The organism is Streptomyces subrutilus, assembly GCF_008704535.1.
Classification (GTDB): domain Bacteria; phylum Actinomycetota; class Actinomycetes; order Streptomycetales; family Streptomycetaceae; genus Streptomyces; species Streptomyces subrutilus.
In genome coordinates, this window is record NZ_CP023701.1 from 4,550,500 (window position 1) to 4,574,139 (window position 23,640).

Annotated in this window: 19 protein-coding genes and 1 tRNA gene; 12 read left to right on the forward strand and 8 right to left on the reverse strand. The window is 74.6% G+C overall.

The genetic code is table 11. The annotated features are described in order from the left end of the window. Window positions 1-96 precede the first annotated feature (96 nt). Window positions 97-1,518, forward strand: coding sequence for an SAM-dependent methyltransferase (locus CP968_RS20020; RefSeq protein WP_150519312.1), 1,422 nt, complete (start codon window positions 97-99; stop codon window positions 1,516-1,518). Between the two features lie 112 nt (window positions 1,519-1,630). On the opposite strand, the gene CP968_RS20025 is transcribed toward CP968_RS20020, so the two are convergent. Continuing rightward, the gene (locus CP968_RS20025) at window positions 1,631-4,183 is read right to left on the reverse strand and encodes an ABC transporter permease (RefSeq protein ID WP_150519313.1); all 2,553 of its coding nucleotides are present in this window, start codon (window positions 4,181-4,183) and stop codon (window positions 1,631-1,633) included. A gap of 56 nt (window positions 4,184-4,239) precedes the next feature. Next, entirely contained in the window at window positions 4,240-5,004 is a 765-nt protein-coding gene (locus tag CP968_RS20030) for an ABC transporter ATP-binding protein (RefSeq protein WP_150522017.1), read from the reverse strand. A gap of 497 nt (window positions 5,005-5,501) precedes the next feature. Between CP968_RS20030 and CP968_RS20035 the strand changes: the two genes are divergently transcribed. Both CP968_RS20035 and CP968_RS20040 read left to right on the forward strand, forming a co-directional pair. Then, window positions 5,502-5,583, forward strand: a tRNA-Leu gene (locus tag CP968_RS20035). 146 nt (window positions 5,584-5,729) lie between these two features. After that, entirely contained in the window at window positions 5,730-6,590 is an 861-nt protein-coding gene (locus tag CP968_RS20040; protein WP_150519314.1) for a Bax inhibitor-1/YccA family protein, read from the forward strand. A 130-nt stretch (window positions 6,591-6,720) separates the two neighbouring features. Here the strand turns inward: CP968_RS20040 and CP968_RS20045 are convergent, their stop codons facing one another. Next, window positions 6,721-6,951, reverse strand: a complete 231-nt coding sequence (locus tag CP968_RS20045; protein WP_150519315.1) for a DUF4287 domain-containing protein — start codon at window positions 6,949-6,951, stop codon at window positions 6,721-6,723. Between the two features lie 103 nt (window positions 6,952-7,054). Here CP968_RS20045 and CP968_RS20050 point away from each other — a divergent pair, with 103 nt between their 5' ends. Beyond that, window positions 7,055-7,393 (forward strand): hypothetical protein, encoded by a 339-nt coding sequence (locus CP968_RS20050; RefSeq protein WP_150519316.1) that lies wholly within the window; start codon window positions 7,055-7,057, stop codon window positions 7,391-7,393. On the opposite strand, the gene CP968_RS20055 is transcribed toward CP968_RS20050, so the two are convergent. The 3 genes from CP968_RS20055 to CP968_RS20065 form a co-directional block, all read right to left on the reverse strand. After that, a complete protein-coding gene (locus tag CP968_RS20055; RefSeq protein ID WP_189828828.1) occupies window positions 7,377-8,201 on the reverse strand; it encodes a hypothetical protein in 825 nt (274 codons plus the stop codon). The two genes, CP968_RS20050 and CP968_RS20055, sit on opposite strands and share 17 nt — an antisense overlap. A gap of 353 nt (window positions 8,202-8,554) precedes the next feature. After that, window positions 8,555-9,775, reverse strand: a complete 1,221-nt coding sequence (locus CP968_RS20060; protein WP_150519318.1) for an acetyl-CoA C-acetyltransferase — start codon at window positions 9,773-9,775, stop codon at window positions 8,555-8,557. A 256-nt stretch (window positions 9,776-10,031) separates the two neighbouring features. Continuing rightward, window positions 10,032-11,081 carry an SGNH/GDSL hydrolase family protein gene (locus CP968_RS20065; protein ID WP_229885892.1) on the reverse strand — a complete coding sequence of 350 codons (1,050 nt, stop codon included), beginning with the start codon at window positions 11,079-11,081 and terminating at the stop codon, window positions 10,032-10,034. 126 nt (window positions 11,082-11,207) lie between these two features. On the opposite strand from CP968_RS20065, the gene CP968_RS20070 reads away from it, so the two are divergent. After that, window positions 11,208-12,593, forward strand: a complete 1,386-nt coding sequence (locus CP968_RS20070; RefSeq protein WP_150519319.1) for a cystathionine beta-synthase — start codon at window positions 11,208-11,210, stop codon at window positions 12,591-12,593. Window positions 12,594-12,931: 338 nt separating this feature from the next. Here CP968_RS20070 and CP968_RS20075 read toward each other — a convergent pair whose 3' ends face one another. Next, window positions 12,932-13,303, reverse strand: a complete 372-nt coding sequence (locus CP968_RS20075; RefSeq protein ID WP_150519320.1) for a hypothetical protein — start codon at window positions 13,301-13,303, stop codon at window positions 12,932-12,934. Window positions 13,304-13,489: 186 nt separating this feature from the next. On the opposite strand from CP968_RS20075, the gene CP968_RS20080 reads away from it, so the two are divergent. Next, the gene (locus CP968_RS20080) at window positions 13,490-14,332 is read left to right on the forward strand and encodes a MurR/RpiR family transcriptional regulator (protein WP_150519321.1); all 843 of its coding nucleotides are present in this window, start codon (window positions 13,490-13,492) and stop codon (window positions 14,330-14,332) included. A gap of 24 nt (window positions 14,333-14,356) precedes the next feature. On the opposite strand, the gene CP968_RS20085 is transcribed toward CP968_RS20080, so the two are convergent. Further along, complete coding sequence (locus tag CP968_RS20085; protein ID WP_150522018.1) at window positions 14,357-15,787, reverse strand: type III PLP-dependent enzyme domain-containing protein; 1,431 nt, start codon at window positions 15,785-15,787, stop codon at window positions 14,357-14,359. A gap of 104 nt (window positions 15,788-15,891) precedes the next feature. Between CP968_RS20085 and hutU the strand changes: the two genes are divergently transcribed. The 6 genes from hutU (at window position 15,892) to CP968_RS34150 (ending at window position 23,551) form a co-directional block, all read left to right on the forward strand. Beyond that, window positions 15,892-17,556 carry a urocanate hydratase gene (gene hutU, locus CP968_RS20090; protein ID WP_150519322.1) on the forward strand — a complete coding sequence of 555 codons (1,665 nt, stop codon included), beginning with the start codon at window positions 15,892-15,894 and terminating at the stop codon, window positions 17,554-17,556. A gap of 38 nt (window positions 17,557-17,594) precedes the next feature. Continuing rightward, a complete protein-coding gene (locus CP968_RS20095) occupies window positions 17,595-18,785 on the forward strand; it encodes an allantoate amidohydrolase (RefSeq protein ID WP_150522019.1) in 1,191 nt (396 codons plus the stop codon). After that, a complete protein-coding gene (locus tag CP968_RS20100; RefSeq protein WP_150519323.1) occupies window positions 18,782-20,125 on the forward strand; it encodes a formimidoylglutamate deiminase in 1,344 nt (447 codons plus the stop codon). Before CP968_RS20095 ends, CP968_RS20100 begins: the two co-directional genes overlap by 4 nt. Before the next feature lie 29 nt (window positions 20,126-20,154). Further along, entirely contained in the window at window positions 20,155-21,333 is a 1,179-nt protein-coding gene (hutI, locus tag CP968_RS20105) for an imidazolonepropionase (protein WP_150519324.1), read from the forward strand. A gap of 329 nt (window positions 21,334-21,662) precedes the next feature. Continuing rightward, window positions 21,663-22,352 (forward strand): peptidase, encoded by a 690-nt coding sequence (locus tag CP968_RS20110; protein ID WP_150519325.1) that lies wholly within the window; start codon window positions 21,663-21,665, stop codon window positions 22,350-22,352. A 17-nt stretch (window positions 22,353-22,369) separates the two neighbouring features. After that, window positions 22,370-23,551: a COG1470 family protein gene (locus tag CP968_RS34150; protein WP_167536826.1), complete on the forward strand. Its 1,182-nt coding sequence runs from the start codon at window positions 22,370-22,372 to the stop codon at window positions 23,549-23,551. Window positions 23,552-23,640 lie beyond the last annotated feature (89 nt).

Sequence of the window (23,640 nt, forward strand, 5' to 3'; positions counted from 1 at the left end):
CATCCGTGGTGCGGACGGCCCCTTCGGCGTGTGCGCCCGCTTGCCCGGGGTCAGTCATGGGTAGACCGTCTGGTCGGACCTTTGTGGAGGTGTGCCATGACCGACGCCGCGCCGCGGCTGGCCGCTGTTGCCGAGACCCTGCTGAAAGCACCGCTGCCGGTACGCATCCGGGCCTGGGACGGCAGCGAGGCGGGCCCGCCAGGGACCCCGACCCTCGTCGTCCACGACCGCCGGGCCCTGCGCCGCATGCTGTGGAAGCCCGGCGAGATGGGCCTGGCCCGGGCCTGGGTGGCCGGGGAGCTGACCGTCGAGGGCGATCTGTTCGACCTGCTCGACCGGGTCGCCGGGCTGCTCTGGGAGCGGCGGCCCGAGCCACCGCCCGAGGAGGAGCCGGCCCGGGCCGCCCCCGGCCGGGTGCGGGCCGTCGGGCTGCGGGCCGCCGCCGTGCGGTCCGGGGGGCCGCGCGCCGCGCTGCCGGCGCTGCCGGAGCGGTTCGCCCGGGTCGCGGCCGCCGCCGCCCCGCTGCGCGACCCGTACGCCCGCGCCGCCGTGCGCGAGCTCGCGCTCCTGGCGAGACCGTGGCCGGCGCCGCCGCCACCGCCCGAGGAGGCCGCCCGCCGGGGCGGGCCGAGCCACACCAGGAGCCGCGACAAACAGGCCATCGGCCACCACTACGACGTCGGCAACGAGTTCTACGAGCGCGTGCTCGGCCCCTCGATGGTGTACTCCTGCGCCTACTGGAGCCCCGGCGGGACCCTGGAGGAGGCCCAGTACGACAAGCTCGACCTGGTCTGCCGCAAGCTCGCCCTGCGGCCCGGTGGCCGGCTGCTGGACGTCGGCTGCGGCTGGGGCTCGATGGCGCTGCACGCGGCCCGGGAGTACGGGGTCCGGGTGACCGGCGTGACGCTCTCGCGGGAACAGGCCGCCTACGCCCGCAAACGGGTCGCCGACGAGGGCCTCGCCGACCTCGTCGAGATCCGGATCCAGGACTACCGGGACGTCAGGGACGGTCCGTACGACGCCATTTCCTCCATCGGGATGGCCGAACACGTCGGGGCCGAGCGCTACCGGGTCTACGCCCGCACCCTGTACGACCTGCTGCGTCCCGGCGGGCGGCTGCTGAACCACCAGATCGGCCGGCCGCCGGAGGCCGTCGAATCGGCCCACCGCATCGACGAGTTCATCGACGCGTACGTCTTCCCCGACGGCGAGCTCTCCCCGCTCGGCACCACCGTGGGCGAGCTGGAGCGGGCCGGCTTCGAGGTGCGCGACGTCGAGGCGCTGCGCGAGCACTACGCGCTGACCCTGCGGGCCTGGGTGACGCGGCTGGAGGAGCACTGGACGCAGGCCGTACGGCTGACGTCGCCGGGGCGGGCCCGGGTCTGGCTGCTGTACATGGCCGCCTCGGCGCTGGGCTTCGAGCACGGCCGGCTCGGGGTCAACCAGGTGCTCGCGGTGAAGCCGGGGCCGGGCGGGGCGGCCGGGCTGCCGCTGCGGTTGCGGACCTGGGACGCGTAGGCCCGTACCGGCACGTGCGGTGGACGGGGCCGGAGCGCCGGAAGGGCCCCGGGGTGCGTGCCCCGGGGCCCTTCCGCCTGCCGTGCGCCCCCGTCGCGCGGGGGCCGCCGGGCTATTCGGTCTTGATGGCGGTCAGCATGTTCAGCCGGGCGGCGCTGCGGGCCGGCCACATGGCGGCCAGGACACCGACGACGGCGGCCAGCAGGAGGAAGAGGCCGAGCCGGCCGAAGGGCAGGACCAGCGCGTAGTCGGGGACCGACGAGGCGAAGGTGGTGCCCAGCGCCCAGGCGAGGAAGACGCCGATGGCGACGCCCAGGACCGCGCCGAACAGCGAGATCACCACGGCCTCCAGGCGGATCATGTTCTTGACCCGGCCGCGGTCGAGCCCGATGGCCCGCAGCATGCCGATCTCCTGGGTGCGTTCGAACACCGACATCGCCAGGGTGTTGACGACGCCCAGCACCGAGATGATCAGCGCCATGCCGAGCAGGCCGTACATGATGTTCAGCGCCGTGTTGACGAGGCCGCCCATCTCGTTGCGCATGTCCTGCCGGGTGGCGACGGTCATGGCCGGGTTCTTGCCGAGCGCGTCGACCACGGCCTGCTGGGCGGCCTTGGACTCGCCCCCGGTGGCGTTGACGTACACCTCGTTGATGTACTGCTCCTCGCTGTGCGCCGCGAGGATCTTGTTGTCCATGACGTACGGCGACAGCAGGCCCTCCAGGTCCTTGTAGACCGCTCCGACCGTGAGGCTGGCCTGCCGGCCGTCGTCGTAGCGGACCTGGAGGGTGGAGCCGGTGGTGAGCTTCTGCTTCTCGGCCGTCTTCTGCGCGACCGCGATCTCGCCCTTGGCGAGGCTGTCCAGCGAACCGCCGATGACCTCGATGTTCAGGAGCTGGCCGATGGTCTGCGGGGTGACGCCGGACACCGACCGGATGTCCTCGCCGACCGTGACGTAGCCGATGGCCTGCGGGGAGACGGCCTTGATGCCGGGGGCCCCGGCCAGGGTCTCGGCCACCGACGTGTCGAGGGCGCCCACGCCGCCGGCCATGGAGACGCGGTAGTCGGCCTTGAGCTTGTCGGTGCTCATCCGGTCCACGGCCTGGCCCATGGTGATGCCGATGACCGACAGGGCGGTGACCAGCGTGAGGCCGATCGCCAGGGAGGCGGCGGTGACGGCGGTGCGGCGCGGGTTGCGGACGGCGTTCTGCGCGGCCAGCTTGCCGGGGACGCCGAACAGCTTCTGCAGGACGGGACGGATGGCCGCGATGACCGGCCTGGACAGCAGCGGCAGCAGCACGATCATGCCGATGAGCATGAAGAACGCGCCGGCGGCCAGGATCATCCGGCCCTCGTCGCCGCCCGCGGAGACGCCCAGCAGCACCCCGCCGACACCGGCGGCGCCGATGACGGAGCCGAGGACGTTGCGCACCACCAGCGACTTGGCGGTGGCCGGCAGGTGGGCGCTGCCCATGGCTGCGACGGGGGCGATGCGGCCGGTGCGCCAGGCGGGCAGCAGGGCGGCGAGGGTGGTGACCAGGACGCCGATGGCCAGGGCCCAGCCGATGGTGCCGGGGGAGACCACGAGGTCGCCGGCCGGGATCTTGGCGTCGAAGGCGTTCATCACGGAGCGCATGCCGACGGCCAGCCCGATGCCGGTGACCAGGCCGATGACGGAGGACAGGACGCCGACGAGCAGCGCCTCGGCGAGCACCGACCGGATGACCTGGCCGCGGTTGGCGCCGACGGCGCGCAGCAGGGCCAGTTCCTTGGTGCGCTGGGTGACCAGCATGGTGAACGTGTTGTAGATCAGGAAGATGCCGACGAAGAGCGCGATCCCGGCGAAGCCCAGCAGCATCTGGTTCATGCCGCCCAGCTGCTTCTTGATGTCGCTCGCCTGTTCGGCGGCGAGGGCGGCGCCGGTCTGGGCGCGGGTGTGCTCGGCGTCGAGCAGCGGTTTGACGTCGGCGAGGAGCCGGTCGGCCGTGGTGCCGGCCCGGGCGCCGATCGACAGCTCCTGGTAGTAGCCGGGCTGGAGGTAGAGCCGCTGGGCGACGGCGTTGTCGAAGAGGACGAGGCTGCCGCCCGCGTTGACCGCGCCGTCCTCGGTGGTGAAGACGCCGGTGAGGGTGTACTCCTTCACCGGGCCGTTGGTGGCCACGCGGACCGTGTCGCCGACGCGGTACCTGCCGGTGGCCGCGGTCGAGCGGTCGAGGGCGATCTGGCCGTCGGCGGTCGGGCCGGTGCCGTCGGTGAAGGTGTAGCGCGGGTCCTTGCCGTCCACGACGGGCGCGTAGTTGCCGCCCTTGTTGGCCCAGCCGGAGCCGATCAGTTTGCCGTCCTCGTCGCCGACGCCGGCGAACCCGGAGACGCGGCCGGAGACGGACGCGACGCCGCCGAGGGCCTTGACCTTGTCGAGGGTCTGCTGGCTGATGCCCGGCTCGCCCTCCTTGCGGCCGTCCTCGTCGCGCGAGGTGCCGTACGAGGTCACGGAGACGGCGACGCCGTCGTAGCTCTTGGCGGACTGGCCGGAGAGCGATTTGCCGAGGGTGTCGGTGAAGACGAGGGTGCCGGAGACGAAGGCGACGCCGAGGGTGACGGCGAGCACGGTCATCAGCAGCCGCGCCTTGTGCGCGAGGACGTTGCGCAGGGCGGTACGGAACATGGGGTCTCAGTCCTGGGGCTGGAAGGTCTGGCAGTGGCTTCGGGGGAGCCCCGGGATCAGCTGGTGCGGCCCTTGGCGTCGAAGGCCTTCATGCGGTCCAGCACGGCGTCGGCGGTGGGGCTGAGCACCTCGTCGACGATCCGGCCGTCGGCGAGGAAGATGACGCGGTCCGCGTAGGAGGCGGCCGCCGGGTCGTGGGTGACCATGACGACGGTCTGGCCCAGCTCGCGCACCGAGTTGCGCAGGAAGCCCAGGACCTCCGCCCCGGAGCGCGAGTCGAGGTTGCCGGTCGGCTCGTCACCGAAGATGATCTCCGGGCGCGAGGCCAGCGCGCGGGCCACGGCCACGCGCTGCTGCTGGCCGCCGGAGAGCTGGGTGGGGCGGTGGCCGAGGCGGTCGGAGAGGCCGACCATGGAGATCACGCTGTCCAGCCACTGGCGGTCGGGCTTGCGGCCGGCGATGTCCATGGGAAGGGTGATGTTCTCCAGGGCGGTCAGGGTCGGCAGCAGGTTGAAGGCCTGGAAGATGAAGCCGATCTTGTCCCGGCGCAACTGCGTGAGCTGCTTGTCCTTGAGCGAGCCCAGCTCGGTGTCGCCTATCCGGACGGAGCCGGAGGAGAAGGTGTCCAGCCCGGCGACGCAGTGCATCAGGGTGGACTTGCCGGAGCCCGAGGGTCCCATGATCGCGGTGAACTGGCCCTGCGCGAAGTCGACGGAGACGTCGTCCAGGGCGACCACCCGGGTCTCGCCCTGGCCGTACACCTTGGAGAGGCCGGTGGCGCGGGCGGCCACGGCCTGGGCGGTGTGCGGGGCGTAGTTCATGGTGGTCACGGGAGCGGCTCCTCGGGCTGCGGACCTGGCTGCGGTCCGGATCGGCGGGACGCTCCCATCCTCTCGGCGCGCACCCCCGCCGCGGATCAGCCGTGGTGACCGTTCCCTGGCCCACTGGAGTCTGATCGCCGGCGCGGCCGCCTCCTCCTCTGGTATGACGGGAACCCGGGCCCCGCGGGCGGGACGGGGGCCCGGGACGGCCCGGCGGGAGACCGGCCGGGGCCCGCCGCGGGGCGTGGTCCGGCCCTGGTCGCAGGGGGTGGCGCGGGGCGTGGCGGCAGGGTGGCGGATGCCATCGAAATCCCGTCATTCCCGCAGGACGGGCGATTGCCGCCCGGAACGGGCCGACCGTGCGTTCTCGGGTCTGACGGACCCTCAAGCGCCAATAAAATCAGACAACATCGGATAGGGGCCCCGGTGACGGCGATCGTCTTCCGGATAGGCTCGACCCGGGGTTCACAGCTTTTACCGCGGGGCCGCTGCGCCTTGCCCGGATGGTGGAATGCAGACACGGCGAGCTTAAACCTCGCTGGCCTTCGGGCCGTGCCGGTTCAAGTCCGGCTCCGGGCACTCCGCACCGCGCGCCGGCCTCCCGCGATATCCCCTGCGGTTGGCCATGCCTTCTCCTAAGATCCTCCTCCAGCAGTAGGGTGCTTTCTTTGCGAGCGCATTACTCTTGAGGACAAGGCCGCGCTCGGCGGCCACGGAGGAGTGAGATGAGGAGCAGTAACCCGGTCTTCTCGCGACGGGGGTTCAGCCGCGACAACGGTGGCCACGCGGGCTTCGACGCCCAGCAGCAGCACCAGCAGGCCGGGGCCGCGACCAACCCGTACGCGACGAACCCGTACGCGACCGACCCGGCCACGGGCATGCCGCAGGCTCCCGCGCGCGCCGACGCGATGACCATCGACGACGTCGTGAGCCGTACGGCCATGACGCTCGGCACGGTCATCGTGACCGCGACGCTCGCCTGGGTCCTGCTGCCCGTCGACCCGGCCAACCTCGGCAAGTCCTACGGCATCGGGATCGGCGCGGCCCTGGTCGCCTTCGTCCTGGCCATGGTCCAGTCGTTCAAGCGCACGGCCGTCCCGGCGCTGATCATCGGCTACGCGGCCTTCGAGGGCGTCTTCCTCGGCGTCATCAGCGCCGCGGTCAGCACCTACCTCAGCCCCGGCGTGGTCATCCAGGCCGTGATGGGCACGATGTGCGTCTTCGCCGCGGTGCTCTTCGCGTACAAGATGCGCTGGATCCGGGTCAACCGCCGCTTCACCGGCTTCGTGATGGCCGCGGCCATGGGCTTCATGCTGCTCATGGTGGCCAACCTGCTGTTCTCGGTCTTCGGCGGCGGTGACGGCCTCGGCTTCCGCAGCGGCGGCCTCGGCATCCTGTTCGGCGTCATCGGCGTCATCCTGGGCGCCTGCTTCCTCGCCCTGGACTTCAAGCAGGTCGAGGACGGCGTGACGTACGGCGCCCCGCGCGAGGAGGCGTGGCTGGCGGCCTTCGGCCTCACCATGACCCTGGTGTGGATCTACCTGGAGATGCTCCGCCTCTTCTCGATCCTCTCGGGCGACGACTAGCGGGACCCGGCGGCCTTCCCGGCCGCCGTCGTCCCACCGCACGGGAAGGCCCCGCGAGCACCGCTCGCGGGGCCTTCCCGCGTTCACGCGCGTTCGGTAGGGGACGGGGGAGCGGGACGCGCGGGGGCGCTCAGCCGAAGCGGCGTGCGGCCCTGCGCAGGTCGTACTCGTGGATGATCGCCTTGGCCTGGCCGTACGACAGCTCGTGCGCGCCGAGGAGCCAGCTGACCTTCTCCTCGAACCGGACGAGGGAGGGGCCTTCGTCGACGGTGCGGAGCCAGTCGGAGACCTCACGACCGGTGGTCTGGGGGATTCTGTCGATCATGTTGCGGTGGGTCTGCTCGGAGAACTCTACGGACATATGGGCGCCTCCGGGGGTGTCGCCGTGCTGTTCCCTTCCCGCCACCGTGCCGGAGAGTCCGCCCGTTGGCAATGGTGCCCGGGCCCCGCGTAAGGTCGGCCGCGTGCTCGATACCTCACCCCTGACCGCCGCCGTGGACCGGTTCGCCGACCGGCTGCGGGCCGCCCCGCAGAGCCGCCTCCAGCAGGGCGCCGCCGGTGCGGCGCTGGAGCTGGCCCGCGAGCTCGCCGTACGGGCGCAGGCCCTGGAGGGGGCCGGCGCGGGGCGCGAGATGCCGGACGCCGGGATCTTCGTCGTCGGCGACCAGGTGGCCGTGGCCGGGCTGGACCTCGCCGAGGCGCTGCGCGCCGCACCGGCCGGGAACGGCGCGAAGGCCCCGTCCGAGGTGCTGGACGAGGCCGTGCGGCTGGTGGAGCGGGCGGAACTCAGAGCGATGCGATGACCCGGTCCGCGAGGATGTAGACGTTGCTGTCCGGGTCCTCGCCGTCACCGCAGGAGAAGGTCAGGGCGTAGGCGCCGGAGATGCCCGAGCCGCCCAGCAGGACCGGCGCGGTGCCCGAGCGCAGGGCCTCGGCGAGGCGCTCGGCGGTCTCCCGGTGGCCGGGGGTCATGCAGAGCGTGGTGCCGTCGGTGAAGACGTACACGTCCAGCGTGCCCAGCGGGCCGGGGCGGACGTCCGCGAGGGCCGTACGGGCCTCCGCGAGCTCCTCCAGGCGGCTGACGGTGCGCTCGTGGTCGGCGCCGGGGTGCGCGGCCTGCACCGGGACGAAGTCGGGGTGCGAGGGGTGGCGCCGGCGGGCGGCGGCCAGCTCGGCGGAGTCCTCGGGGTGGCCGGGGTGCGCCGGGTACTCGTCGAGGACGTCCTCGCCGAGCACGGCCTCCAGGCCCACCAGCTCCGACTGCCGGGGCAGGAAGACCGGGCCGTCCTCGCCGAGGCCGGGCAGCCCGCCCAGCAGCGAGGGCGCGTCGGCGGCGTCGCGGGCCTCCTGCGCGGCCCAGAAGGCGCGCGCCTCGGCCAGCTCGCGCTCGCGCTCCTCGGCGAGGGCTTCGGCGACCGCGGCCCGTATCTCGGCGGCGGGGGACTCGGTCGCGCCGCGGGCGTGCGGCACGGTCGCACCGCGCGGGTGCGCCGGCATCGCCAGCTCACTGCGCAGGGCCGTGACCTGCTTGCGGAGGCCGTGGACGGCGTGCAGCGCAGCGGCGCCCACGGCCGTGGCAGCGGCCGTGGTCAGCAGCAGGGCAAGAGACATGGCGCTCACTGACTAACTCCTGATGTATTCGATCCCCCGACTTCCTACATCAGAGTGTCCCGACCTGGGAATGGCGTGCAGTGCATTACGTCACGAATTGGACAGGGCTTTCGTCACAAGGCCACCCCCTGTACAGCCCTTGACCTGCATATATGCACCTCCCCCAGGAGATAGGTCACATCCTGGGGGAGATTCGGTCACAGCTCGGCCGCGACGGGGTTGAAAACCGCGCCGACCCGGCCTCCGCTCCGGCTCAGCTCAGCCGCTCGATCCCTCGGTCGCGCTGTGCTTCGCCTGTGCTGCGGGCAGGTGCCGCCCTCGTGCCTCGGGCGACCCCTACCCTCCGCTCCGGCTCAGCTCAGCCGCTCGATGACCATCGCCATGCCCTGGCCGCCGCCCACGCACATCGTCTCCAGGCCGAACTGCTTGTCGTGGAACTGGAGGCTGTTGATCAGCGTGCCGGTGATGCGGGCGCCGGTCATCCCGAAGGGGTGACCGACGGCGATGGCCCCGCCGTTGACGTTCAGCTTGTCCAGCGGGATCTCCAGGTCCCGGTACGACGGGATGACCTGCGCCGCGAACGCCTCGTTGATCTCGAACAGGTCGATGTCCCCCACCGTCAGGCCGGCCCGCTTCAGCGCCTGCTTCGACGCCTCGACCGGGCCCAGGCCCATGATCTCGGGGGAGAGGCCGGTGACACCCGTCGAGACGATGCGGGCCAGCGGGGTCAGGCCCAGGTCGCGGGCCTTGGTGTCGCTCATGACGACGAGCGCCGCGGCGCCGTCGTTCAGCGGACAGCAGTTGCCCGCCGTGATCAGTCCGTCGGGACGGAAGACGGGCTTCAGGCCTTCGACGCCCTCCAGGGTCACGCCGGCGCGCGGGCCGTCGTCGGTGGAGACGACCGTGCCGTCGGGGGTGGTGACCGGGGTGATCTCCCGCTCCCAGAAGCCGTTCTTGATCGCGGCCTCGGCCAGGTTCTGCGAGCGGACGCCGAACTCGTCCATGTCCCGGCGGGTCACGCCCTTCAGCCGGGCCAGGTTCTCGGCGGTCTGCCCCATCGCGATGTACGCGTCCGGGACCAGGCCGTCCTCGCGCGGGTCGTGCCAGGACGCGCCCTCGCTCCGCGCGACGGCGGCGGTACGGGCCTCCGCGTCGGCGAAGAGCGGGTTGTGGGTGTCCGGCATGCCGTCCGAGGAGCCCTTCACCGACCGCGAGACCATCTCGACGCCCGCCGAGATGAAGACGTCGCCCTCGCCCGCCTTGATGGCGTGCAGCGCCATCCGGGAAGTCTGCAGCGACGAGGAGCAGTAGCGGGTGATCGTGCAGCCCGGCAGGTGGTCCATGCCCATCTGCACGGCCACGATCCGGCCCAGGTTGTGGCCCTGCTCGCCGCCGGGCAGGCCGCAGCCGAGCATCAGGTCGTCGATCTCGCGCGGGTCCAGCCCGGGCACCTTGGCGAGGGCGGCCTGGATGACCGTGGCCGTCAGGTCGTCCGGGCGGACGTCCTTGAGAGACCCCTTGAAGGCGCGGCCGATCGGCGAGCGGGCGGTCGAAACGATGACGGCTTCGGGCATCGGAACTCCAGGGGGTGCGTCGTTGCGGGACCGCAAGCGAAGTTACCGCCCCGTACGGTCGAGGTCACCGGGCGCGCGGTGTGATGCCGGTCGCTCCCGCGGGGGCGGCGGTCCGGGCGGGGCTCCGCGGGGCCCGGCCCCGCTCCCGCGTACGGGGTCCGGCGTCCGCGTCCGGGCGCCGGGCCGGCCGCCCCGCATCCCGCGGACGCCGGGCGGGCGGGCGCGGGGGCGGCGCTCCGGCGGGCGGGCCGCCGCATCAGGCCGGGCCCGGCAGGGAGTGCCGGTCGGGGGTGCCCGCCGGGGGCGGGGAGGCCGCGAGGTCCTCGCCCGGGACCCGGCGGCGCCGGCGGTGCTTGAGCAGGGCCCAGGGGCCGCGTGCTGCCGTGACCTCGGTGCCCGCCTCCCCGGCGGCCGCCGACGCGGCCTGCGCCACCGGCAGCATGTCCTCGTCCCGGGACACGTCCAGCCGGTCCGACTCGGGCCACACCCCGAGCGACGCGCACAGCGTGGGCAGCACGGCCATCGCGGCGGTCGCGTACCCCTCCGCGGACGGGTGGTAGGAGTCCGGGCCGAACATCTCGCGCGGGTTCGCGGCGAACTCCGGGCCCAGCAGGTCCCCCATGGAGACCGTACGGGCGCCGAGCGCGACCACCCCTATGGTCTGGGCGGCGGCCAGCTGGCGCGAGACCCGCCGGGCCACCCAGCGCAGCGGCTGGTACACCGGCTCGATCGTGCCCAGGTCCGGGCAGGTGCCCACGACCACCTCGGCCCCCGCGAGCCGCAGCCGCCGCACCGCCGAGGTCAGGCAGCGCACCGACTGGGTCGGCGGCATCCGCCGCGTCACGTCGTTCGCGCCGATCATGATCACGCAGACGTCGGGGGGCGGCGACTGCCGCCCGTCCGCCGGGTCGAGCAGCAGGCCGACCTGCCGGTCCAGGTCGTCCGACATGGCCCCCGACAGGGCGACGTTGCGCAGCTCCACCGGCCGTTCCGCCACCGCCGCCAGCCCGGACGCCAGCAGCGCCGCCGGGGTCTGCCGGGCCCGCCGCACGCCCAGTCCGGCGGCCGTGGAGTCGCCCAGCATGCCCAGGCGCAGCGGGCCCGCGGCCCGTTCCGGCCCGTCGAACTCGCTCCCGTACAGCCCGTCCGCGCGCGGCGGGTCCGGCAGCCCGGTCCCCACCGTCCGCTTCGCGAACTGCACCTCGGCCAGCACCAGGCCCACCGCTGCGACCCCGACCAGTCCGAGGCCGCCTCCGCCGTACGCCGCGCCCGCCGCGATGCGGCGGGCCGTTCTCGCCCTGGACACCCTTCAGGCCACCTCCTCGGCTCCTCGCTGACCTACCTGCCCCGTACGTACGGTCGGTCAATCCCTTTCCGCTTACTCTGGCCGGACCTCCCGGAGAACCCGTGGAGTCCCCTCCTTGGAGAACATGTGCAATTCCACGACTCGATGATCAGCCTCGTCGGCAACACCCCGCTGGTGAAGCTCAACCGTGTGACCGAAGGCCTGCAGGCCACCGTCCTTGCGAAGGTCGAATACTTCAACCCTGGTGGTTCGGTCAAGGACCGGATCGCCGTACGGATGATCGAGGCCGCCGAGCAGAGCGGTGCCCTCAGGCCCGGTGGCACCATCGTGGAGCCGACCAGCGGCAACACGGGTGTAGGACTCGCCATCGTGGCCCAGCAGAAGGGCTACAAGTGCATCTTCGTCTGCCCTGACAAGGTGTCCCTGGACAAGATCAACGTCCTGCGCGCCTACGGCGCCGACGTGGTGGTCTGCCCGACCGCCGTCGACCCGGAGCACCCGGACTCGTACTACAACGTCTCCGACCGCCTCGTGCGCGAGACGCCGGGCGCCTGGAAGCCGGACCAGTACAGCAACCCGAACAACCCCCGTTCGCACTACGAGACCACCGGTCCCGAGCTGTGGGAGCAGACGGACGGGAAGATCACCCATTTCGTCGCGGGCGTCGGCACCGGCGGCACGATCTCGGGCACCGGCGGCTACCTCAAGGAGGTGTCCGGCGGCGCGGTGAAGGTCATCGGCGCCGACCCCGAGGGCTCGGTCTACTCCGGCGGCTCCGGCCGCCCGTACCTCGTCGAGGGCGTCGGCGAGGACTTCTGGCCGACCGCCTACGACCGCAACGTCACCGACGAGATCATCGCGGTGTCCGACAAGGACTCCTTCCAGATGACCCGCCGCCTCGCCAAGGAGGAGGGCCTCCTCGTCGGCGGCTCGTGCGGCATGGCGGTCGTGGCCGCCCTGCGCGCCGCCGAGGGCCTGGGGCCGGACGACGTGGTCGTCGTCCTGCTGCCGGACAGCGGCCGCGGCTACCTCAGCAAGATCTTCAGCGACGAGTGGATGGCCGGGCACGGCTTCCTGGAGGAGGCGGGCCCCTCGGCCCGCATCGGCGAGGTGCTGAAGGACAAGGAGGGCGGCATCCCGTCCCTGGTCCACATGCACCCCGAGGAGACCGTCGGCGAGGCCATCGAGGTGCTGCGCGAGTACGGCGTCTCCCAGATGCCGATCGTCAAGCCGGGCGCCGGCCACCCCGACGTCATGGCCGCCGAGGTCATCGGCTCCGTCGTCGAGAAGGAGCTGCTGGCGGCGCTGTTCGCGCAGCGGGCCTCGCTCGGCGACCCGCTGGAGAAGCACATGAGCGCGCCGCTGCCGCAGGTCGGCTCGGGCGAGCCGGTCTCCGAGCTGATGGCCGTGCTCGGCGCGGCCGACGCGGCGATCGTGCTGGTCGAGGGCAAGCCGACGGGCGTCGTCAGCCGCCAGGACCTGCTCGCGTTCCTCGCCAAGGGCGCGAAGTAGCCGGTACGGGAACACCCGGGTCCGACGCCCAAACGGTACGGGCCCGACACGTGACGGCAGCACCGGCTTAACACGGCTCCGGCACAGTGGTGGGTGTCGGCAGGGAACACCGGGAGACCGGGAACCCGGCCGGCACCACGGAACGGCGTCGCGTGGCTCCGGAGCGGCTCCCGGACCACGCCGGCGCCACGGACGCGGACGGCCCTGACCCGGCCGTGTCCTTACGCGGGGACCGCCGTCGTCCCGCCCCCGGGCAACCGGGGTGCGGCGGTCCCCGCGCCAAACCGCTGTCCGGGGTCCGTCCCGGGCCCGCGTGCCGTCCCGCGCCCCGGCCCGCGCTACGCGGGCTCCGCGCCCCGCGCCTGCCGGGCGTGGACGAAGCTGACGCCCAGGATGCCCGCCCAGACCACCAGCAGCCCGCTCAGCCCGGCCTGGGCCGCGCCGATCGCCGACAGCGGGATCGCCAGCACCAGCGTGACGACGGCGAAGCCGAAGCGCTCGCCGAAGCCGGACGCCGCCGCCTCAGCCCCGCCGCGGCCGCCGCCCCGGGCCGCGAGCAGGCGTTCCTCCGCCAGCCGCCGCCGGACCTGCGTGTCGACCTTGTCCACGAACGAGTCCACCAGTTCGGCCTCGTACTCGGGGCCCAGCTCCCGCCGGGCGTCCAGCGTGGCGTCGAGTTCCTTCTTCAGCTCTCGGGCGTGTGCGTCCATCCCTCCACGGTAGGAACGCGGCCCCGCCCCGGCACTGGGGCCAGCCCCCGTATCCGGGGGCCGCGAGCCCTCCGCGGGACCGTCCCGGGCATCCGCATCGCGGGCGCGGGTTGCCGAGCTGCATAAGCGCATGCAGAGTGCTCCGTGACTGAATATCTCAGCGGGGACGGGATGGAGGGGACGGCCATGAGCGAGGGCCCGGCCGCACGGCTGCAGAAGCTGTTCGAGGGGCACCGGCTGACGCCGACCCAGCGGCGGATCGCCCACTGCATGGTGCGCGGGGCGGCCGACGTGCCGTTCCTGTCGAGCGTCGAGCTCGCCGAGCTGGCCGGGGTGAGCCAGCCGTCGGTGACCCGGTTCGCGGTGGCGCTGGGCTTCGACGGGTACCCGGCGCTGCGCCGGCACCTGCGCGAGGTGGCCCCGGCCGAACGGGCGGGCACCGCGCGGGGCGACGCGTACAACGAGTACCAGCAGGCCGTCCAGGGTGAGATCGACAACCTGCGGCAGCTGGCCGCGGCGCTCGCCGATCCGGCGCCGGTCCAGGAGGCGGGGCGGCTGCTCGCCGCCTCCGTCCCGCTGCCGGTGCTCGGGCTGCGGGCGGCGTCCTCGCAGGCGCGCGGGTTCGCGTACTTCGCGGCCAAGGTGCACCCGGACGTGCGCCTCCTCGACGAGGGCGGTTCGATGCTGGAGGACCGCATCGACGCCGCGCTCCGGCACGGGGCCACGGCGCTGCTCTGCTTCGCGCTGCCCCGCCATCCCCGCGAGGTCGTGGAGACCCTGGAGCGCTCCCGGCGGGCCGGGCTGACGGTGGTCACGGTCGCGGACTCCGCCTTCGCGCCGGTCGCCCGCCACTCGGACCTGCTGATCCCGGCGCCGGTCGGCACCGGGCTGGCCTTCGACACGGCCTGCGCGCCGATGCTGCTGGGCCGGGTGCTGCTGGAGGCCATGGCCGACGCGCTGCCGGACGCCCAGGCCCGGCTGGAGGACTTCGACGCGCGGGCGGCGGCGCGCGGCCTGTTCGTGGAGTAGCCCGACCGGCGGGCCGGGGCCGGCTCAGAGCAGCGCGTCCCGGTGGGCCCCGCCCGCCTCGGCCACCAGGGACGCCTCGTCCTGCGCCGGACGGGCCAGGGCGAAGCGCACGGCGCCGTCGGGGCCGGTGGCCCAGCCGTGGACGCCGGGGCGCGGGAGGCTGTTGTAGCCGTAGGGGGCGGTGAAGAAGTACGCCCCGGTGTCCGGGACCCCGATCAGGTCGCCCGGCTCCAGCCGCGGCAGCTCCCGGGCCGTGGCGAGCAGGTCGCCCGCGAAGCAGGCCGGGCCGGCGACGTCCTGCGCGACCGCCTCGCCCGTCTTCGGGGCGCCCCGCGCGTCGTACGGCAGGACGCGTACCGGCCAGACCGCCGGGGCGTACACCGTACGGGTGGCCACCTGGACCCCGGCGTGGGTGACGGCGATCGGGCGGCCCCCGGTGGTCTTGGTGTACTCGACCCGCGCGAGCACCAGCCCGTGCCGGGCCAGCAGGGACCGGCCGAACTCGGTGACCAGCCCGTACGAGCCGTCGAAGAGGGCCGGGACCGCCCCGCGCAGCGCGGCCGCGTACGCCGCGTACGCGGGGCCGGCCGCGTCGGACGCGAAGTCCACCGGCAGCCCGCCGCCGATGTCGAGGGTGTCGACCTGGCGGCGCCCGGCCGCCGCGTTGACCTCCTCGGCCAGGGCGTGCAGCTCCCGCACCCCCTGGGCCATCAGCGGCAGCGGAACGCCCTGGGAGCCCGAGTGGACGTGCAGCCGGGTCAGCCACGGGCGGTCCAGGAAGGCCCGTACGAGCCACTCCCGGGCGCCCGGGTCGCGCAGGGCGATCCCGAACTTCGAGGTCGCGGTCGCGGTGGACAGGGCGGCGATGGCGCCCGCGCCGGTCTGGGGGTTGATCCGTACGCCGACCGGGGACGCGGTGGGGGCCGCCGCGACCAGGCCGTCGAGGCGCGCCAGCTCCTGGCGGCTGTCGGCGTTGACGGCGACGCCGAGGTCCAGGGCCGCGCGCAGCTCGCCGGCCGTCTTCGCGGGCGAGTCCAGGACGATGCGCTCCGGGGCCACCCCGGCGGCCCGGGCCAGTGCGAGCTCGCCGGGCCCGGCGGCCTCGCAGCCGAGGCCGGCGCGGGCGAGCAGGCGCAGCACCGGGACGAGCGGGGCGGCCTTGACGGCGAAGGCGTGCAGCACCGGGGTGCCCGGGGGCAGCGCGGCCGCGAAGGCGGCGGTCAGTTCGGCGGCGGAGGCGCGGATGCCGTCCACGTCGAGCAGGCAGACCAGGGGCTCGCGCTCCAGCAGGCCCCCGGCGACGGCGGCCCGCACGGCGAGGTCCCGGCGGCGGGCGACGGCGGCCGCCCCGGCGCCGCCCACCGCCCCGGCACCGGTCCCGGCATCGCTGCCGGTGCCGGTGGCCGCGTCGGGCCCGGTGCGGGCGCCGGTGTGCGGGAGCCGCTCGGAGGTCATGTACGCCATCAGATCACCGGGCGGAGGCGTCCGCAGCTGTTGACTGAACCTATTCATGGCGACAGGATGTGAATGGATTGACCAACACCGGAGGAGACGCAGCCATGTCAGGACCTCGCCCCGTACGGGCCTCGCGCGGTACCGCACTCAGCACCCTGGGATGGCAGCAGGAGGCCGCGCTGCGGATGCTCCAGAACAACCTCGACCCCGAGGTGGCCGAGCACCCCGACAAGCTCGTCGTCTACGGCGGCACCGGCAAGGCCGCCCGCGACTGGCGCTCGTACGACGCCATGGTCCGCACGCTGCGGACCCTCAGGCAGGACGAGACGATGCTCGTCCAGTCCGGCCGCCCGGTCGGCGTCATGCAGACCCACGAATGGGCGCCGCGCGTCCTGCTCGCCAACTCCAACCTCGTCGGCGACTGGGCCAACTGGGAGGAGTTCCGCCGCCTGGAGCACCTCGGCCTGACCATGTACGGGCAGATGACGGCCGGCTCGTGGATATACATCGGCACCCAGGGCATCCTCCAGGGCACCTACGAGACCTTCGCCGCCGTCGCCGCGAAGAAGTTCGGCGGCACCCTCGCGGGCACCATCACCCTCACCGCGGGCCTCGGCGGCATGGGCGGCGCCCAGCCGCTGGCCGTGACGATGAACGACGGCGTCGCCATCTGCATCGACGTCGACCCGCGCGCCATCGAGCGCCGCATCGAGCACCGCTACCTGGACGTGAGGGCCGACAGCCCGCGGCACGCGCTCGCACTGGCCACCGAGGCCCGAGACGCCCGCCGCCCGCTCTCCATCGGCCTGCTGGGCAACGCCGCCGAACTGCTGCCGCAGCTGCTGGCCGAGGGCGCCCCGATCGACATCGTGACCGACCAGACCTCCGCCCACGACCCGCTCGCCTACCTCCCCGTCGGCGTCGCCTTCGAGGACATGGCGGACGCGGCGGCCAAGGACCCGGCGGGCTTCACCACCCGCGCCCGCGAGTCCATGGCCCGGCACGTCGAGGCCATGGTCGGCTTCATGGACGCCGGCGCCGAGGTCTTCGACTACGGCAACTCCATCCGCGGCGAGGCCCGGCTCGCCGGCTACGACCGCGCCTTCGCCTTCCCCGGCTTCGTCCCCGCCTACATCCGGCCGCTGTTCTGCGAGGGCAAGGGCCCCTTCCGCTGGGCCGCCCTCTCCGGCGAGGCGTCCGACATCCACAAGACCGACCGGGCGCTGCTGGAGCTCTTCCCCGAGAACGAGTCCCTGCACCGCTGGATCAAGATGGCCGGCGAGCGCGTCCACTTCCAGGGCCTGCCCGCCCGCATCTGCTGGCTCGGCTACGGCGAGCGCGACAAGGCCGGCGAGCGCTTCAACGACATGGTCGCCGGCGGCGAACTGGCCGCCCCGCTGGTCATCGGCCGCGACCACCTCGACTGCGGCTCGGTCGCCTCCCCGTACCGCGAGACCGAGGCCATGCTCGACGGCTCCGACGCCATCGCCGACTGGCCGCTCCTCAACGCCATGGTCAACGTGGCCTCCGGCGCCTCCTGGGTCTCCATCCACCACGGCGGCGGCGTCGGCATGGGCCGCTCCATCCACGCGGGCCAGGTCACCGTCGCCGACGGCACCCCGCTCGCCGGCGAGAAGATCCGCCGCGTGCTGACCAACGACCCCGGCATGGGCGTCATCCGCCACGTCGACGCCGGCTACGACATCGCCGAGACGGTCGCCGACGAGCGCGACGTCCGCATCCCGATGCGCGAGGGCGACGACGCGTGAGCACGACCCCCGCGCCCGGCGCCCCCTCGTTCCACACCATGTGGGCCGAGCTCGCCCCGATCGGCCGCCACCCCGGCTCCGGCGGCTACCGCCGCCACGCCTGGACCCGCGCCGACGCCGACTGCCGGACCTGGTTCCGGGAGCAGGCCGAGGCGCGCGGCCTGACGTACGAGACCGACCGCAACGGCAACCAGTGGGCCTGGCTCGGCGACCCGCTCGCGGGCGACGCCGTCGTCACCGGCTCGCACCTGGACTCCGTCCCCGACGGCGGGGCCTTCGACGGCCCCCTCGGGGTGGTGTCCTCCTTCGCGGCCCTGGACGAACTGCGCCGGAGGGGAGCGGAGTTCTCCAGGCCGCTGGCCGTCACCAACTTCGGCGACGAGGAAGGGGCCCGCTTCGGCCTCGCCTGCGTCGGCTCCCGGCTCAGCGCCGGACAGCTGACCAAGGAGAAGGCGTACGAGCTCCGCGACGCGGACGGCACCACCCTGCCCCGCGCCATGGAGGCCGCCGGCCACGACCCCGACGCCATCGGGGCCGACCCCGAACGGCTCGCCCGCATCGGCGCCTTCGTCGAACTCCACGTCGAGCAGGGCCGCGCCCTGGACCTCTCCGGCGACCGCGTCGGCATCGCCTCCGCGATCTGGCCGCACGGCCGCTGGCGCTTCGACTTCCGCGGCGAGGCCAACCACGCCGGCACCACCCGCCTCGTGGACCGCCGCGACCCGATGCTGACGTACGCGGCGACCGTGCTGGCCGCCCGTACGGAGGCGGCCCTCGCCGGGGCCGTCGCCACCTTCGGGAAGGTCTCCGTCGAACCCAACGGGGTCAACGCCATCCCCTCGCTGGTCCGCGGCTGGCTCGACGCGCGCGCCGCCGACCAGGCCACCCTGGACACCGTCGTCACCGCCGTCGAGAAGGCCGCCCGCGAGCGCGCCGACCGGGACGGCACCGACCTCGACACCGTCCGCGAGTCCTTCACCCCGGTCGTCGAGTTCGAACACGCCCTGCGCGACGAACTCGACCGCATCCTGGGCGGATCCGTCCCCGTCCTAGGCACGGGCGCGGGACACGACGCCGGCATCCTCTCCGCGGCCGTCCCGACCGCGATGCTGTTCGTACGGAACCCGACCGGCGTCTCCCACTCCCCGCGGGAGTTCGCCGCCGAGGACGACTGCGTGGCGGGCGTCCTGGCCCTCGCCGACGTACTGGAAGGACTCGCGTGCAGGTGACCGCGCACAAGACGTACTGGCTGGAGCACGCCTGGCTCGGCACCCACGTCGAGCCGGGCGTCGCCCTGGACGTCACCGCCGACGGGCGGATCGGCGCGCTGCGCACCGAGGTGCCCGCGCCGCCGCCCGGCGCCGAGGTGCTGCGCGGCCTGACCCTCCCGGGCCTGGCCAACGCCCACTCGCACGCCTTCCACCGGGCCCTGCGCTCCACCGTCCAGGTGGGCTCCGGCACCTTCTGGACCTGGCGCGACTTCATGTACAAGGCCGCCCAGAACCTCACCCCCGACAGCTACTTCGCGCTCGCCCGCGCCGTGTACGCCGAGATGGCGCTGGCCGGCATCACGAACGTCGGCGAGTTCCACTACGTCCACCACGCCCCCGGCGGCGCCCCCTACGCCGACCCCAACGCCATGGGCGAGGCCCTGATCGAGGCCGCCGCCGCGGCCGGCATCCGCATCACCCTGCTCGACACGGCCTACCTCTCGGCGGGCTTCGGGCAGGCCCCCGACCCGCACCAGCTGCGCTTCTCCGACGGCACCGCCGACGCGTGGGCCGAGCGGGCGAGCGTCCTCAGGCCCCGCGCGCACGCCCTGATCGGCGCCGCGATCCACTCGGTGCGCGCCGTGCCCGCCGACCAGTTGGCCACCGTCGCCGACTGGGCGCGCGAGCGCCGGGCCCCGCTGCACGTCCACCTCTCGGAGCAGACCGCCGAGAACGAGGCCTGCCTGGCCGCCCACGGCCGCACCCCGACCCGGCTGCTCGCCGACCACGGCGTCCTGGGCCCGGACACCACCGGCGTCCACAACACGCACCTGACCGCCGAGGACATCACGCTGCTGGGCGCCTCCGCCACCGGCACCTGCATGTGCCCCACGACCGAACGCGACCTCGCGGACGGCACCGGCCCGGCCCCCCGCCTCCAGCGGGAGGGCAGCCCGCTGTCCCTCGGCAGCGACAGCCACGCCGTGATCGACCTCTTCGAAGAGGCCCGCGCACTGGAGCTCAACGAACGCCTGCGCAGCCGCACCCGGGGCCACTGGACGGCGAACGCCCTGCTCACCGCCGCCACCGAGGACGGCCACGCGGCCCTCGGCCGGACCGACGCGGGCCGGCTGGAGCCGGGCGCGCTCGCGGACTTCACCACGATCGCCCTCGACTCCGTCCGCACCGCCGGCCCGCCGACCCGCTTCGGCGCCGAGACGGCCGTCTTCGCCGCCACCGCGGCCGACGTGCGCCACACGGTCGTCGGCGGCCGCCACGTCGTGCGCGACGGCGCCCACACCCTGGTGCCGGACGTCCCGTCCGCCCTGTCCGAGTCCATCGCGGCCCTGCGCGCCTGACGGTGCCCTCCCGCGCCCCGAGAGGAACCATGACCACCACCGTCATCACCCACATCGGCAGCCTCGTCACCAACGACCCGGCCCTCGGCGACGGCTCCCCGCTCGGCCTGGTCCGCGACGCCGCGGTCGTCCTCGACGGCGAGCGCGTCGCCTGGGTCGGTCCCGCCGCCGACGCCCCGGCCGCCGACACCTCGTACGACGCGGGCGGCCGGGCCGTCGTCCCCGGCTTCGTCGACTCCCACTCCCACCTGCTGTTCGCGGGCGACCGCACCGCCGAGTTCAACGCCCGCATGTCCGGCCGCAGCTACTCGGCCGGCGGCATCCGCACCACCGTCGCCGCCACCCGCGCCGCCGGCGACGCGGAGCTGGAGGCCAACCTGGTGCGCCACCTGGCCGAGGCCCGCCGCCAGGGCACCACCACCTTCGAGACCAAGTCCGGCTACGGCCTGACCACCGCCGACGAGGCCCGCGCCCTGCGCATCGCCGCCGCGCACACGGAGGAGGTCACCTACCTCGGCGCGCACATCGTCCCCCCCGACTACGCCGACGACCCGGCCGGCTACGTCGACCTCGTCACCGGCGAGATGCTCGCCGCCTGCGCCCCGTACGCCCGCTGGGTGGACGTCTTCTGCGAGAAGGGCGCCTTCGACGGGGACCAGGCCCGCGCCGTCCTCACCGCGGGCGCGGCGGCCGGACTCGTCCCGCGCGTCCACGCCAACCAGCTCGGCCACGGCCCCGGCGTGCAGCTCGCCGTGGAGCTCGAAGCCGCCTCCGCCGACCACTGCACCCACCTCACCGACGCCGACGTGGACGCGCTGGGCCAGGCCGCGGGCACGACGGTCGCCACCCTGCTGCCCGGCGCCGAGTTCTCCACCCGCGCCGCGTGGCCCGACGCCCGCCGGCTGCTCGACGCCGGCGCGACCGTGGCCCTCTCGACGGACTGCAACCCCGGCTCCTCCTACACCAGCTCCATGCCGTTCTGCATCGCCCTCGCCGTCCGCGACATGCGGATGACCCCCGACGAGGCCCTGTGGTCGGCCACCGCGGGCGGCGCCCGCGCCCTGCGCCGCTCCGACATCGGGGTGCTCGCCCCCGGCGCCCGCGCCGACCTGGCCCTGCTCGACGCCCCCAGCCACGTGCACCTCGCCTACCGGCCGGGCGTCCCGCTCGTCGCGGAGGTCTGGCAGCGCGGGGTGCGCGCGGTCTGACGACGCCGGGCCCGGCCGGCCGCCCGGGGCCCGCACAGGCTCCGGACGGGCGGGTTCCGGACGGGCGGCGGCGCACGGCACGGAACACCGCGGGAGCGCCGTCCGGACGGGGCCGGTACACGGCCCGGACCCGGACGGGACACGGCCGCCGGGCCGTCCGGGCACCGCCGGAAGACGGGCCGCCCGCCGCCGGACGCCCCCCGAACACACCCCTGCGCGGGCCCGTTGATCCGGGCCGTCCCGTGTCTTCCCTCCGTAAGGCCCCGGGCGTACCTTGAGCCACCAATCTGATGTGTCGTCAGTAACTTGTGGCCGAGGGGAAGACCAAGGTGTCCGACCGGAAACGCTCCACCGCGCTCGCGCTGGCCTCCGCGCTGGCCGGATCGGCGGTCCTGCTGGCCGCCCCCGCGGCCCGTGCCGCCGTCGTCGACGTGGCCTACAACTGCAAGACGCCGATCGGCGACAAGTCGGCGGTGTCGCCCATCGACATCAAGGCCGTCAAGGAGGGCGGCGGCTACAAGCTGACGATGTCCTTCCAGAAGGGCGTCTCGTCGAGCCCCATCGAACTGGGCAAGGGCGCGATGTCCCCCAGCGCGGTCATCGTCGTGGGCGGCGCCGAGAAGGCCTCCGTCCCGGTCTCCGGCCCGCCCAACGCCGAGGCCGCCCCCGCCAACGCCCCGATCAAGATCGGCGACCTGTCGGGCACCTACACGCCCAAGAAGAGCGGCAAGGTCACCTTCACCGCCGGCGTCCTCACCATCAAGGCGATGGGCACCACGACCACCTGCACCCCGGGCAACGGACCCGCCCCCGCCCTGGAGCTGGACGTCACCGCGGCCGGCGGCGGAGCCCCCGCCGCGGACCCGCCGTCCGGCGGCGGCGCCACCGGGGACACCCTGCCGCAGACCGGCCCCCTCGACTCGGCCGTCGCCCTCGGCACCCTCGGCGGCACCGTCCTGCTGACCGGCGCCGCCGGGACGCTCTGGCTGACCCGGCGCGGCCAGCGGGCCCGGTCCTGAACGGAGCACCCCCGGCCATGCCCGTGCTCCACACCCCGAGAAGGCCCACCCGGCCGGTCGCGGCCTCGTCCGCCGCGGCCCGGGTGGTCGCGGCGCTCCTGGCCGCCGCCGCGCTGTGCGCGCCCGCCGCGACGCACCCGGCCGCGGCGGCGCCGGTCCCCGCGCGCCCGGCCGCCGCCGGCCCCGCCGCGAGGTCCGCGCCCGCCCCCGCGCCCGCCGCCGACGCCCCCGCGCCCGCCGCCGACGCCCCCGCGCCCGCCGCCGACGCCCCCGGCTGGACCGCCGGGCCCGCCGCCGGGGCCGCGGTCCGGCCCGACGGCGTCCGGCCGTACTTCTACCTGGCCGGCGCCCCCGGCACGGTGCTGGAGGACCGCCTCGCCCTGACCAACACCTCCGACCGGGCGCGCACCGTCACCCTGCGCGGGGCCGACGCCCGCGACACCCCCGAGGGCGCCCCCGCGGTGCGCCCCGCCCGGGAACCGGCCGGGGCCGGAGCGGGCGCCGGTGTCTGGTTCGCGTTCGGGCCGGGCGCCACGGTGACGGTCCCGCCCCGCACCCGCGCGGTGGTCCCCTTCACCGTCACCCTCCCGCCCTCCGCCCCTCCCGGCGACCACCCCGCCGCCGTGGTCGCCGCCGAAGCGGGCCGGGAGGCGGCCGTACGGGTCCACCTGCGGGTCGGCGGCCCGCCCCTGGCCGCACTCACCGTCGAGGACGTCACCGTCCGGGGCCGCGGCGCCGCCACGGAGGTCGCGTACACCCTGGTCAACCGCGGCAACACGGTCCTCGCCCCCGCACTCTCCCTGCGGGCCCGGGGCCGCTTCGGCGCCCTGCCGGGCCGCCCCGCCCACGCCCTACCGCTGGAACTGCTCCCGGGGCAGCGGGTGGCGCTGACCGAGCCCTGGCCCGGCGCCCCCGCCCTGGACCGGGCGCGCGTCACCCTCACCGCCACCGCGCCCGGCGGCGCCCGCGCGTCGGGCGGTGCCGACGCGTGGTTCGTGCCGTGGCGGGCGGCCGGCCGGACCGGCGCGGGGCTGCTGCTCCTCGCCGCGGCCGTGGGAGCCGCGCGGTACCTCCTCCGCGCCCGGCGGACCAGCCAGGACCCGCCGGCGCCCGGCCGCGACGCACCCTGCGACGGGACACCGGCCCGTCCGGGCCCGGTCCGCGCACCGGAACACGAGCTGACGGGAGTCCCCAGGTGAGCGCCAAGGTGAGCGCCCAGGCGTACGTCTCGCGCCCGGCCACGGCCCCGAGCCCGGCCGCGCCCGCGCCCCCGCGCCCGGTCCGTGCC

Coding starts and splice junctions, on each gene's coding strand:
- CP968_RS20040 (WP_150519314.1), top strand. CDS start 5,730: ATGAGGAGCAGTAACCCGGTCTTCTCGCGACGGGGGTTCAGCCGCGAC.
- CP968_RS20030 (WP_150522017.1), bottom strand. CDS start 5,004: ATGAACTACGCCCCGCACACCGCCCAGGCCGTGGCCGCCCGCGCCACC.
- CP968_RS20060 (WP_150519318.1), bottom strand. CDS start 9,775: ATGCCCGAAGCCGTCATCGTTTCGACCGCCCGCTCGCCGATCGGCCGC.
- CP968_RS20055 (WP_189828828.1), bottom strand. CDS start 8,201: ATGTCTCTTGCCCTGCTGCTGACCACGGCCGCTGCCACGGCCGTGGGC.
- CP968_RS20095 (WP_150522019.1), top strand. CDS start 17,595: ATGTGGGCCGAGCTCGCCCCGATCGGCCGCCACCCCGGCTCCGGCGGC.
- hutU (WP_150519322.1), top strand. CDS start 15,892: ATGTCAGGACCTCGCCCCGTACGGGCCTCGCGCGGTACCGCACTCAGC.
- CP968_RS34150 (WP_167536826.1), top strand. CDS start 22,370: ATGCCCGTGCTCCACACCCCGAGAAGGCCCACCCGGCCGGTCGCGGCC.
- CP968_RS20025 (WP_150519313.1), bottom strand. CDS start 4,183: ATGTTCCGTACCGCCCTGCGCAACGTCCTCGCGCACAAGGCGCGGCTG.
- hutI (WP_150519324.1), top strand. CDS start 20,155: ATGACCACCACCGTCATCACCCACATCGGCAGCCTCGTCACCAACGAC.
- CP968_RS20075 (WP_150519320.1), bottom strand. CDS start 13,303: ATGGACGCACACGCCCGAGAGCTGAAGAAGGAACTCGACGCCACGCTG.
- CP968_RS20085 (WP_150522018.1), bottom strand. CDS start 15,787: ATGACCTCCGAGCGGCTCCCGCACACCGGCGCCCGCACCGGGCCCGAC.
- CP968_RS20045 (WP_150519315.1), bottom strand. CDS start 6,951: ATGTCCGTAGAGTTCTCCGAGCAGACCCACCGCAACATGATCGACAGA.
- CP968_RS20080 (WP_150519321.1), top strand. CDS start 13,490: ATGAGCGAGGGCCCGGCCGCACGGCTGCAGAAGCTGTTCGAGGGGCAC.
- CP968_RS20020 (WP_150519312.1), top strand. CDS start 97: ATGACCGACGCCGCGCCGCGGCTGGCCGCTGTTGCCGAGACCCTGCTG.